Annotated in this window: 7 protein-coding genes, 1 tRNA gene and 1 pseudogene; 8 read left to right on the forward strand and 1 reads right to left on the reverse strand. The window is 69.1% G+C overall.

Annotated elements, in window-relative coordinates:
* The first annotated feature begins 45 nt into the window (after positions 1–45).
* The 6 genes from AU196_RS24875 (at position 46) to AU196_RS25385 (ending at position 10,541) form a co-directional block, all read left to right on the forward strand.
* A complete protein-coding gene (locus tag AU196_RS24875; protein WP_059097769.1) occupies positions 46–1,074 on the forward strand; it encodes a YlbL family protein in 1,029 nt (342 codons plus the stop codon).
* Between the two features lie 84 nt (positions 1,075–1,158).
* Entirely contained in the window at positions 1,159–4,176 is a 3,018-nt protein-coding gene (locus AU196_RS24880; protein ID WP_059097745.1) for a UPF0182 family protein, read from the forward strand.
* A 31-nt stretch (positions 4,177–4,207) separates the two neighbouring features.
* On the forward strand, positions 4,208–7,645 hold the full coding sequence (locus AU196_RS24885) for an ATP-binding protein (protein WP_502687288.1): 3,438 nt from the start codon (positions 4,208–4,210) through the stop codon (positions 7,643–7,645).
* Positions 7,646–7,750: 105 nt separating this feature from the next.
* On the forward strand, positions 7,751–9,139 hold the full coding sequence (locus tag AU196_RS24890) for an FAD-binding oxidoreductase (protein WP_059097746.1): 1,389 nt from the start codon (positions 7,751–7,753) through the stop codon (positions 9,137–9,139).
* Between the two features lie 152 nt (positions 9,140–9,291).
* Positions 9,292–9,368: transfer RNA gene (locus AU196_RS24895), tRNA-Met, on the forward strand.
* 780 nt (positions 9,369–10,148) lie between these two features.
* Positions 10,149–10,541, forward strand: coding sequence for a DUF732 domain-containing protein (locus AU196_RS25385; RefSeq protein ID WP_231737713.1), 393 nt, complete (start codon positions 10,149–10,151; stop codon positions 10,539–10,541).
* A 65-nt stretch (positions 10,542–10,606) separates the two neighbouring features.
* On the opposite strand, the gene AU196_RS24900 is transcribed toward AU196_RS25385, so the two are convergent.
* Positions 10,607–11,146, reverse strand: coding sequence for an LLM class oxidoreductase (locus tag AU196_RS24900; RefSeq protein WP_231737714.1), 540 nt, complete (start codon positions 11,144–11,146; stop codon positions 10,607–10,609).
* 295 nt (positions 11,147–11,441) lie between these two features.
* Between AU196_RS24900 and AU196_RS24905 the strand changes: the two genes are divergently transcribed.
* Both AU196_RS24905 and AU196_RS24910 read left to right on the forward strand, forming a co-directional pair.
* The gene (locus tag AU196_RS24905; RefSeq protein ID WP_231737715.1) at positions 11,442–12,221 is read left to right on the forward strand and encodes a maleylpyruvate isomerase family mycothiol-dependent enzyme; all 780 of its coding nucleotides are present in this window, start codon (positions 11,442–11,444) and stop codon (positions 12,219–12,221) included.
* Between the two features lie 38 nt (positions 12,222–12,259).
* Positions 12,260–12,684, forward strand: a pseudogene (locus AU196_RS24910) (mycothiol-dependent nitroreductase Rv2466c family protein).
* Positions 12,685–12,808 lie beyond the last annotated feature (124 nt).

Below are 12,808 nucleotides of genomic sequence, written 5' to 3' on the forward strand. Positions count from 1 at the left end.
CACGCCGTCAGTGAACGGAGGCGGTGCTCCCTTACTGTGGGCGGCGTGAACAGGCGGATTCTGACGCTGCTGATCGCGCTCGTCCCGATTGTGGCGTTCGGCGTACTGCTCTCGGCGGTGACGGTCCCGTTCGTCTCGCTGGGCCCCGGGCCCACCTTCGACACCCTCGGCGAGGTGGACGGCAAGGAGGTCGTCGACATCACGGGCACCGAGATGAAGCCGACGTCGGGGCATCTGAACATGACGACCGTGTCGCAGCGCGACGGCCTGACCCTCGGCCAGGCGTTGACGCTGTGGATGTCGGGCCGTGAACAACTGGTGCCCCGCGAACTCGTCTACCCGCCCGACAAGAGCAAGGACGAGATCGACGAGGCCAACACCGCCGATTTCCGCAACTCCGAGGACAACGCCGAGTACGCGGCCCTGTCGTATCTGAAGTACCCGCGCGCGGTCACCGTCGAGAGCGTGACCGACCCGGGGCCGTCGGCGGGCAAGCTCAAGGACGGCGACGCGATCGACGCGGTCAACGGCAGGCCGGTCGCCGACGTCGAGGAGTTCCAGGCTCTGCTCAAGACCACCAGGCCCGGCGACGAGCTGGTGCTCGACTTCCGGCGCAAGGACGAGAACGATCCGCTCGGGACCGCCACCGTCACCCTCGGCAAGAACGAGGACAGGGATTACGGCTACCTCGGCATCGGCGTTGTCGACGCCCCGTGGGCGCCCTTCAAGATCGACTTCAACCTGGCCAACATCGGCGGGCCGTCGGCGGGACTGATGTTCAGCCTCGCGGTCATCGACAAGCTCACCTCGGGCGACCTCAACCACGGCAAGTTCGTCGCCGGAACGGGCACCATCACCGGCGACGGCGAGGTCGGGTCGATCGGTGGCATCACCCACAAGACCCTCGCGGCGCGGGAGGCCGGCGCCACCGTGTTCCTCGTGCCCGCCGACAACTGCGCCGAGGCGAAATCCGACCCGCAGGACGGGCTGGAGCTCGTCAAGGTCGGCACCCTGACCGAGGCCGTCGACGCGCTCAACGCGATTTCCGCTGGTGGCGAACCACCACGGTGCTGACCGAACGCGAACCGGCTGGTGCGTAGAGTTGGGGCACGTCGGTGACGACGTCCCCTTTCCCGTGAGTGAAACTGGAGACACCAAGTGGGTATGCGGCCCCCCGCGAGGATGCCGAAGCTGACACGACGAAGCCGGATTCTGATCGGTGTCGCCCTCGCCGTGGTGGTGCTGCTCCTGATCGGACCGCGGTTCATCGACACCTACGTGAACTGGCTGTGGTTCGGCGAGCTGGGGTACCGGTCGGTGTTCACCACGGTGCTGTTCACCCGCGTCGTCGTCTTCCTGGTCGTCTCCCTGGTGATCGGGGCGATCGTCTTCGCCGGCCTCGCACTGGCGTACCGCACCCGGCCGGTGTTCGTCCCGACCGCGGGCCCCAACGACCCGATCGCCCGCTACCGCACGACGGTGATGGCGCGGCTGCGGCTGTTCGGCTTCGGCATCCCGGCGTTCATCGGCATCCTGTCCGGGATCGTCGCGCAGAGCTACTGGGTGCGGATCCAGCTGTTCCTGCACGGCGGTGAATTCGGCGTCACCGACCCGCAGTTCGGCCTCGACCTCGGGTTCTACGCCTTCGACCTGCCGTTCTACCGGCTGGTGCTGAGCTATCTGTTCGTCGCGACGTTCCTCGCCTTCATCGCGAACCTGTTGGGCCACTACCTGTTCGGCGGTATCCGGCTGACCGGGCGCAACGGGGCGCTGACCCGCTCGGCACGCATCCAGCTGGTCGCGCTGGTCGGCATCCTGATCCTGCTCAAGGCGTTCGCCTACTGGCTCGACCGTTACGAACTGCTCAGCCACACCCGCGGCGGCAAACCGTTCACCGGCGCCGGCTACACCGACATCAACGCCGTGCTGCCCGCCAAGCTGATCCTGCTGGCGATCGCGGTGATCTGCGCGGTCGCCGTGTTCTCCGCGATCGTGCTGCGCGACCTGCGGATCCCCGCGATCGGCGTCGTGCTGCTGCTGCTCTCGTCGCTGGTCGTCGGCGCGGGCTGGCCGCTGGTGGTCGAGCAGTTCAGCGTCAAGCCCAACGCCGCGCAGAAGGAGAGCGAGTACATCTCGCGCAGCATCGCCGCGACGCGGCAGGCCTACGGCCTGACCGATGACGTGGTCACCTACCGCGACTATCCGGGCAACGCGCCCGCGACCGCGCAGCAGGTGGCCGCCGACCGGGCGACCACCTCGAACATCCGCCTGCTCGACCCGAACATCGTCAGTCCGGCCTTCACCCAGTTCCAGCAGGGCAAGAACTTCTACTTCTTCCCCGAGCAGCTGGCGATGGACCGCTACCGCGACCGCGACGGGAATCTGCGCGACTACGTGGTCGCCGCCCGCGAGCTCAACCCCGACCGGTTGATCGACAACCAGCGGGACTGGATCAACCGGCACACCGTCTACACCCACGGCAACGGGTTCATCGCGTCGCCGGCGAACACGGTCCGCGGGATCGCCAACGACCCCAACCAGAACGGCGGCTACCCGGAGTTCCTGGCCAGCGTGGTGGGCGCCAACGGCAACGTCGCCTCGCCGGGGCCTGCGCCGCTGGACCAGCCGCGCATCTACTTCGGCCCGGTCATCGCCAACACCCCGTCGGACTACGCGATCGTCGGCGAGAACGGCAATCCGCGCGAGTACGACTACGAGAACAACGTCGAGACCCGCAACTACACCTACACCGGATCCGGTGGTGTGCCGATCGGCAACTGGCTGACGCGAAGCCTGTTCGCGGCGAAGTTCGCCGAGCGCAACTTCCTGTTCTCCAACGTGATCGGCGAGAACAGCAAGATCCTGTTCAACCGTGACCCCGCCGACCGGGTGGAGGCCGTGGCGCCGTGGCTGACCACCGACACCACGGTCTACCCGGCGATCGTGAACCGCAAGATCGTGTGGATCGTCGACGGCTACACCACGCTGGACAACTACCCGTACTCGGAGTTGACGTCGTTGTCGTCGGCCACGGCCGACTCCAACGAGGTGGCCGTGAACCGGCTGGCGCTCAACAAGCAGGTGTCCTACATCCGGAACTCGGTGAAGGCCACCGTCGACGCCTACGACGGCACGGTGACCCTGTACGCCCAGGACGAGACCGATCCCGTGCTGCAGGCGTGGATGAAGGTGTTCCCCGACACGGTCAAGCCGAAGGCCGAGATCTCGCCGGAGCTGCAGGAGCACCTGCGGTACCCCGAGGATCTGTTCAAGGTGCAGCGCGCGCTGCTGGCGAAGTACCACGTCGACGATCCGGTGACGTTCTTCTCGACGTCGGACTTCTGGGACGTCCCCCTGGATCCGAACCCCACGGCCAGCAGCTTCCAGCCGCCGTACTACATCGTCGCGAAAGACCTTGCCGAGAACAACAGTTCGGCGGCCTTCCAGCTGACCAGCGCGATGAACCGGTTCCGTCGTGACTTCCTCGCCGCCTACATGAGCGCGAGTTCGGACCCCGAGAACTACGGGCAGATCACGGTGTTGACCATCCCGGGTCAGGTCAACGGCCCGAAGCTGGCGTTCAACGCGATCAGCACCGACACCGCGGTCAGCCAGGACCTCGGCGTCATCGGCCGCGACAACCAGAACCGGATCCGGTGGGGCAATCTGTTGACCCTTCCGGTGGGCCCGGGCGGCCTGCTGTACGTGGCGCCGGTGTACGCCTCGCCGGGCACCAGCGACGCGGCGTCGACGTATCCGCGCCTGATCCGCGTGGCCATGTTCTACAACGATCAGGTCGGGTACGGCCCGACGGTGCGCGACGCCCTCACCGACCTGTTCGGTCCGGGCGCCGACGCGACCGCCACCGGTCCTGCGCCCACCAATCTGCCCGACGGTCAGCCGGCCGCACAGCGACCGGCCGACGGTCAGCAGCCCGCCGCGCAGACGCCGAACAACCAGGCCGGCCGGGCGCCGACACCGCCTCCCGCGGGCGCCGTCCCGCCGGGGCCGACGGGTCCCCAGCAGCTGTCCGAGGCGAAAGCCGCGGCGCTGCAGGAGGTCCAGGAAGCGATGAGCGGCCTGCAGGACGCGCAGCGCACCGGCAACTTCGCCGACTACGGTGAGGCGCTGCAGCGTCTGGACGACGCGATGAACAAGTACTCCGAGACGCGCTGACCCGACGCGGAACTGCCCGTAAGCTTCTCCGGTGCAGTTTCGTTTGCTGGGACCGCTGCAGGTGACGCAGGCGGACTCGCCGGTCGACATCGGCCCGCCGAAGCAGCGCGCGGTGCTCGCAGTGCTGCTGCTCGCGGCGGGGCGGGTCGTGTCGGTGGACCGGTTGATCGACGCCGTCTGGGGTGACGACGCCCCGGGCAGCGCGACGGCCGGCCTGCAGGCCTACATCTCCAACCTGCGCCGTGCCCTGCGCGACGGGGACCAGTCGCAAGTGGCGTCGCCGATCGTGCGGCAACCGCCGGGTTATTACCTGGACGTCGAACCCGGCCAGGTCGACATCGCGGTGTTCGCGGCCGGTTGCGCGAAGGCCGCCGCCGCCATCGACAGCGGTGACTGGGACGAGGCGCTCACCGCCGCGGACGACGCCCTGGCGTGGTGGCGTGGACCGCTGCTGGCCGATCTGTCCGACGAGCCGTGGGTGGCGGACGAGGCGGCCCGGGCCGAACAGTTGCGGTCGGACTGTCTGGACGCCCGGATCACGGCCCTTCTGGCGCTGGGCCGGGTGCCGCGGGCGCTGGCCGCGGTGGCCGAATTGCGCTCGGCCGCACCGCTGTCGGATCGCGGCTGCTGGCTGCACATGCTGACGCTGTACCGGGCCGGCCGGGTGGCCGACGCGCTGGAGGTCTACACCAGACACGCCCGCCTGCTCGACGACGAACTCGGCGTCCAGCCTGGCCGGGAGGTCCTCGAGTTGCAGACCGCGATCCTGCGGCAGGCTCCCGAGTTGGCGGCGTGGCCGCGGTCCCCGGAGTGGACCGGCGCCGGTGAGGTGGCGACGCCCGCGGCGCCCGCGGCCGAACCCGAGGTGGTTTCGGTGGCGCCGCGGCGCGCTCCGCTGATCGGACGCGGTCGCGAATTGACCACCGCCGCCGGTGTTCTCGCCGACGTCGCGGCGGGCGCGGCCCGCTGGTTGGTGCTGTCGGGCCCGGCCGGGATCGGCAAGACCCGGTTGGCGGAGGAGATCGCCGCGCGGGTGGTCGGCCACGGCGGGGACACGGTGTGGGTGAGCTGTCCCGACGAGCGGGCGACACCACCGTGGTGGCCGATGCGCCAGCTCGTGCGGGCGTTGGGCGCCGATCCCGACCAGGTGTTGGAGGTGCCGCCCGATGCCGACCCGGACACCGCCAGATTCCACGTCTACGAACGTGTCCAGACGCTCCTCGAATCGGCGCCCCGCACGCTGGCGGTGGTGATCGACGACGTGCAGTGGGCCGACACCACGTCGGCGGCGTGCCTGGCCTACGTCGCCGGTGCGCTGCGGGACCATCCGGTGGCGATGGTCCTGACCGTGCGCGACGGCGACCACAGCACCGAGGTGTCGCGACTGGTGACCACGGTGGCCCGGGGCGATCGCAACCGGCATGTGGCCGTGCCGGCGTTGTCCACCGAAGACGTTGCGGCGCTGGCGAATCAGGTGGCCGACGATCCGGTGACCGATGCCGAGGCGGCGCTGCTGGCCGACCGCACCGGCGGCAACCCGTTCTTCGTCTCCGAGTACGCCCGCCTGCCCCGCGCCGAGCGAGTGGGCAGCGAGCTCCCGGTCGCGGTGAAATCGGTGCTGGATCGGCGGCTGGCCGGACTGGACCCGGCCGCCGTGCAGGTGCTGCGCACGGCCGCGATCATCGGCGACACCCTCGATTCCGATGCGGTTCCAGTGCTGGCGCAGGCCACCGGGATGGATGTCGACACGCTGGCCGACCACCTCGACGATGCGGCCGACGAACGCATCGTGGTCGCCGCACACACCGGCGACGGGTACGCCTTCGCGCACGGACTCCTGCGTGACCACCTCATCGCCGGCCTGCCGCCGCTGCGCCGACAACGGCTGCACGCCAAGATCGCCGACGTGCTCGAGGGCAGCACCGCCGACGGTGCGCTGACCCGTCGCGCCCAGCACCTCATCGCCGCCCAACCGCTGGTGGACGCCGAAACGGTGGTGCAGGCCTGCCGGCTGGCCGCCGAGGACGCCACCGCGCGGTGGAGTTCGGACATCGCGGCGCGGTGGTGGCAGGCCGCGCTGGACGCCTACGACCGGCTCCCGGCGGCGTCACGCGCGGACGAGGAACGCGACGGCCTGACGGTGTCGATGCTGGAGGCGCATTCGCGCGCCGGGCGTGGCCGACTGGTCCTCGACACCGTGGCCGGACAACTCGGCGAGGCGGTGCGCGCCGGACGGGCCGCGACGGCAGGGCGCCTGGCCAGTGCACTGCTGCGGGCCAGCGGCGGCTGGCCGTGGTTGGCGCCCGGCCACGACCCGGGCGAACTGCTCTCGCTGCTGGATCGGGCCGCGGTGCTGGCCGAGGCGGAACCGGCGGCGGGCGCGCGGGTGTTCGCCGCCCTGGCCGTCGGGCACTGCTACCACGCCGACGCCGGGGTCTCGGCCGGGTACCTGGAACGGGCCGCTCGGTTGGCCGAGGTCGCCGGTGACCGCGACGTCGTGGCCGACGTGCTGATGGGCCGGTTGATCACCTATTCCGGGGTGGCCGTCTACAGCCATCAGACCCTGCAGTGGGTCGCCGAGTTGAACGTTCTGGGCCACAGCCGATCCCGCGAGGACACGGTCATCGCGCACTCGGTGGCGACCATGGCCGCGGTCAACCTCGCGGACATCGATGCGGCGAAACTTCATCTGCAGGAGGGTATCTCCGGCAGCGAGGAGTTGCGCCTGCCGGTGCTGCGGGCGCAGCTGCGCTGGATGGAGGCGGTACTGGCGGTGTGGCAGGGCGATTTCGCCGAAGCCGAACGTCACCACCGGATCGCCGCGGAGGTGCACGAGCAGACCGAACTGTACGAAGCCGGCAGCGGTCTGGTGGCCGCGGTGACGCTGATCCGTGAGAAGGGCGAGCCGGTGGCGCCGGGCTGGCCCGGCTTGCGCGCCGACACCGAGAGCGGGGGACAGGGGATGGTTGGCCTGGTCCAGACCGCGCTGCTCACCGTCGACAGCGGTGACGAGGCGCGGGCCCAGGCGCGGGACCGGTTGCAGGAGTGGCACGCCTCGCCGTACCGGCCGCACGTGTGGACCGCACTCGGCCATGCGGTGCTGCTGGCGCATCTGGCGTGCGACTACGGGTTCGCGGAGTTCGCGCCGACGCTGATGGACCGGATCGTTCCGTTCGGCGACCGGATCGCGGTGATCGGTCAGGTCGGTGTGGTCGGCCCCGTCGCGTTGGCGACGGCACGGCTGCATGCCCTCGTGGGCGACGCCGACAGCGCGCTGGCCGACCTCGCCGTCGCCGAAGACATCGCCGCCAGTACCGCAGCGGCGCCGGTTCTGCTGCGATGCCGCCTGGTGCGCTGCGAACTCGCCGGCCCTGGCCCGCAGCGCCAGGCGACGGCGCGGGCGCTCGCCGCCGATGCCGATGCACTCGGCATGCGCGGCGTCGCCGAACGGGCACGTCGGCTCGCGTGAGCGGGGCTTGGAACCCGCTTGGTGCGACGTACCAAGCCGACGCCAAGTGTGATGACGCACGCTGTGCACCGACTTCGACCACAGCGCTGTGAAAGGGACCCCTCGATGACCATGACCGACCTCGCCCGCGACGAGCTCGCCGAACCCGTGGCCGCCATCCGGGACCACGTGTCCGCGCCGGTGGCCCTGCCGGGGGAGGCCGGCTACGAGCGGTGCATTCCGTGGAACGTGGCGGCCGACGTGCGGCCCGCCGCGGTCGTTCTGGCGACGTCGACGCCTGATGTCGCCGACACCGTGCGGTTCGCCGCCGCCCGCGGCCTGCGGGTGACGGTGCAGGCCACCGGGCACGGGGCGATCGGGGTGGACGCGGGCACGATCCTGGTCGTCACGTCCGGGATGACCGCCTGCGCCGTCGACGCGTTGAACCGCACCGCGCGGGTGGGCGCGGGGGTGCGGTGGCAGCAGGTGCTCGACGCGGCCTGCCCCTACGGGCTGGCGCCGGTGGTCGGTTCGGCGCCGGGAGTCGGTGTGGTGGGCTTTCTGACCGGCGGCGGCATCGGGCCGCTGGTGCGCACCGTGGGCGCGTCCTCGGACCATGTGCGGGCGTTCGAATTGGTCACCGGCACAGGGGAGGTGCTGAGGGTTACGCCCGACGAGCACGCCGATCTGTTCTGGGGCCTGCGCGGCGGAAAGGCGACGCTGGGCATCGTCACCTCGGTGGAGTTCGACCTGCTGCCGATCCCCGAGTTCTACGGCGGGGCCGTCTATTTCGACGGCGACGATGCACCCGTGGTGCTGCGGGCTTGGGCGGACTGGTGTGGGGGTCTGCCGGAGACGGTGAACACCTCGGTTGCGCTGCAACAACTTCCGCCGCTGCCGGGGGTGCCCGAGCCGCTCGCCGGCCGGTTGACCGTCGCGGTGCGCTACACGGCGGTGGGTGATTTCGCGGAGGCCGAACGCATCCTCGCGCCGATGCGGGCGGTGGCGCCGGCGGTGATGGACACGGTGGGGGTGCTGCCGTACTCCGCGATCGGGGCGGTGCACGCCGATCCCGTCGACCCGATGCCGGTGTACGAGGATCACACGCTGCTGCACAGCTTCGACCAGTCGGCCGCCGAGGCGTTGGTGGCCGTGGCGGGGCCGGGTTCGGAGTCGGTGCAGGTGATCGTGGAGGTCCGCCACCTCGGTGGGGCGATGGCGCGGGAGCCGCGGCATCGCAGCGCGCTCTGCCATCGTGACGCGGCGTTCGCGCTGACGACCATCGGCGCGCTGATGCCGGAGATCGCCGAGGTGGTGCCGGCACACGCCGCCGCCGTGATGCGGTCGCTGGGGCACTGGTCGACCGGTGGCCAATTGCCGAACTTTGCGCCGTCGACGGATCCGGGCCGCGCGGCGCGGGTCTACACCGAGGACGTCAGGCACTGGCTGGCGGCGCTGGGGGAGCGCTACGACCCGGCAGGGGTGTTCCGCACCGGCCAGGTCGTCCGCGCGTAACCTTCCACCGCGAGCGTGCGTGTCTGCACCGCGACGCGCCGCAAAACGGCGGCGGGATGCGCACGGTCGCGGTGGGTCGAGGGTGCTGAAGCCGCTGGTGAGCGCCCGATTTGGAATACCAAGCCGGGCTTGGGTAACCTCATGTTCACCAACGCGGGGTGGAGCAGCTCGGTAGCTCGCTGGGCTCATAACCCAGAGGTCGCAGGTTCGAATCCTGTCCCCGCTACCAGGTAAAACGGCCCTCGGAGATCACCTCCGGGGGCCGTTTTCATCGGCGGTGGGAACACTTTGGGAACATTCCCGACGCAAACGCGAAATCTGAGACTGTCGCGAGCGTGCGCAGCGCTGGAGCGTGGGCCGGAATGAGCGGACTCCCGTCGGGGATCGCGGGCTACCGCGTAGTTCTTCGGCGCGTCCGACAAACGCCTTCCAAGCACTCGCGCCCAGGTTGACGACCTCGCGGGGAACCGCTCAGCAACCCAGGCCAACAGTGCTGACATGCACCACCGCAACGCGGACTGCTGGTTGGAGAGATGACAAACTGCGCCTATGTGTCGACAGAGTGCGGGCAGGTCGGCAAAGGCGGCGATCGCGACCGGGAAGGTTCGGCTGATCCGTCTTCGGGACGGCGTCGACGTGTCCTGCGCCGAATCGCCACCTCACCTCTCCGCTGTCACGCCGAAAATACGCTGTGTCGTGGGTAGTTGAAGGCGTACGCCCCGGATAGTTCGACCGCGCCGTTCCTGGTTGTTGCCGCGTCGCTGCGTTCGCCCGCGTTCGGGAGCCCGCTAATCCGCAGCGAAGCGATGCTGGAGTAACGCCGCCGCGGCCGATCGCGACACACAATGTGCAATTCACGACAGAGTCTTCTTGGGGGAAACATGAAGTTGCGGGGATGCTCGCGGTTAAGCGGGCAGCGATCACTACAGGGGCCGCAGTGGCTCTATGTTGCGCCGCTGGCTGGGCCGTAGCGCCGGTTGCCTCAGCCTCACCGACCGACGACGCTTACTTGGCGGCGATCGAGGCCAATGGCGTTCCGATTCTCGGCCGGGACTATGTCATCGCTCTCGGTCACTCAATATGTGACACCGCCCGGCAGTATCCGTCCATGCCGCTCGTCGACCTGGTGCTGAACGACGTGGGTAACGAGAACAAGCCGAGCCCATACAGTTTCGACCAGGGCAAAGTGATCGCGACGTCGGCGCTGGCCCACTACTGTCCTAGTGGGGCTGCTGGCAGCGCGCCGGCTGCGCCGGTGATTGCGCCGCCGCCAGCTAATCCGCCGTATACACCCCCCGTGCCGGATGCGCCCAGTGCGAACGTACCCAACATCGGGTGCACATGGGTCGACGGTTATACAAAGAAGAACGGCACTCGCGTCAGAGGTCACTACAGATGCTGAGTCTCGCTGGTCGACCGTTTAGCTTCCGCTCGCTGGCGGCCGGGGAACTCGTCGAAGACGTCCCGTCAAAGTGGCAACGCGGAAGCCAGTTCCCGTAGCGGCGGCCGCGGGTCCTTGGTCGCTCCGTCGCCGACGATCTGGATGACGACGTGGGCGGCACCGGCATCGAGGTGTGCGGTGATTGACGCGGCGGCTTGTTCGGCGCTTCCCATGCCGACCAGAGAGCGGACCAGCCGGTCGGATCCACCGAGCACCAGGTCCGACTCGTCAAATACCTGTCGCAGCCGAGAGTTTCGGTAGTTCGACAGCGGAATGTAGAACCCGACGTGGTTGTGCGCGCGCCGGAGTTGCTCTCCGGCGCCGCCGCCGATTGCCACGGCCTGCTCGGAGATGACCCATTTGTCCGGTCCCAGGGTCGTGCGAGTCGCTGCGGTCTGTTCGGGAGTGACCAGATAGGGGTGGGCGCCGTCGGCAAGCTCACTGGATAGCTCGATCATCTGGGGGCCGAGGGCGGCCAGCGACTCGGGTGTGTACGCCGATGTGGTCCGTGAGATTCTCGCCGTGTCCGAGGAGTTGACACTGCTCTTCGGGATCTCCTTCGGCACAGCCGACCATCAACGACCTTCGCATGCACCGATCACCGATCGAACACAGCGCAGTCCTACACAACACACCGGCGTGAGGTGGGAGAACTCCCTTATCCGGGCGTTTCGCGGGAGACCTCGGCTGCATGACGCCATGAACCCCGCACGGCGCCGCTGCCCGCATGCCCTCTTCGTGGTCGGCAGCCGCCGGCGTGCGGGGCTACTGAGACCGGGTACGGACCTCTCGTCGAGCCCAACGACAGCCACCGTCGCCAAAAGACCGGTCCGGAGCCGCCTGCGGAGAGATGATGCGAGCGTGAAAAATCGAAGTCTCGACGAGATCCGCGGCGCGCTGGAACACTGCTACGACGCATTCGAGGTTCTGTGCGCGGACCTCAGCGATGCCGAGTGGCAGGTCCAGTCACTCTGCCCGGACTGGAACGTGCGCGGCGTCGTCGACCATGTCACCAGCATCGAGGCCGTCATGTCGGGGTGGTTGCCCGACGACGACACGACCCCACCGCCGTTCGAGCGGGCCGGCGCGTTCCTCGCCGACGACACTCCGTACGTCGCAAAGGTGCACGGCGTCTACGACCGCCGGCGTCAAGATCTGGCCGCCTTGACGAACGAAGATCTGGCCCGCCCCTCCTGGATGCCCGTCGGCCCCGGCACGTACGGTCGCTTCCTGGCGATCCGGGTCTTCGACTTCTGGGTGCACGAGCGTGACATCACCACGCCGCTCGGCCGGGTGACCGACGACGGCGGCGTCGCGGCGGAGATCGCGCTGGAACAGGTGGAGAACTCGATCGGCTACATCGTCGGCAAGAAGGTCGCCCTTCCCGGCGGCAAGAGCCTCACCTTCGACCTCACCGGCCCGCTCACCCGCAAGATCCACGTCGCCGTCGACGGACGGGCCGCGCAGGTCGACCACGTCGAGCACCCGGACGTCACCGTGACCACCGACTCCACGACGTTCATCCAGCTCGCGTGTGGACGCATCGACCCGCAGCAGCAGATCGACTCCGGTGCGATCAGCTGGACGGGCGATGACGAGATCGGCGACCGCGCCGCCCGCAACCTGAGGTTCACGATGTGACCAGTCACCCTGCCTCCGTTGACTTCCACTTCGACGTCATGTGTCCGTTCGCGTACCAGACGTCGCGGTGGATCCGCTCCGTACGCGACCAGACCGGCCTCGAGGTGAACTGGCGCTTCTTCAGCCTCGAGGAGATCAACCGACTGGAAGGCAAGAAGCATCCATGGGAGCGGGAGTGGTCCTACGGCTGGTCGATGATGCGCACTGACCGTCCGGAAAGAACAATGTGGGTCAGTGCCTGTTCGGGCCGGTGCTGATTGATCCGCCGGTCGGCCAGGCCGCGCTGCGGTTGTGGGACGCCGTCGTGGCGTGGACGGAGTTCCCGCACCTTTACGAGCTGCAGCGGCCGAAGACCCCGGCCGACCAGCAGGCCATCGCCGATACGCTTCGTCCGTACCTGGAGGCCAGAGACTGGGTGTCGATCAACCGCGGCACGGTGGTCAGCTTCGACAAGCTGCGTTGAGACCTACCGCCGCCGTCAAGCCGGCGGTGGCGGAGGCGGAGGTGCCGGCGGTGGCGGAGGTGGCGGCGGCGGCGGCCACGGCAGCACCATCGGCGGTAGCCCGGGGATTTCGAAGACGTTGGGT

Source organism: Mycobacterium sp. IS-1742 (genome assembly GCF_001500125.1).
In the GTDB taxonomy this organism is placed as follows: Bacteria; Actinomycetota; Actinomycetes; order Mycobacteriales; family Mycobacteriaceae; genus Mycobacterium.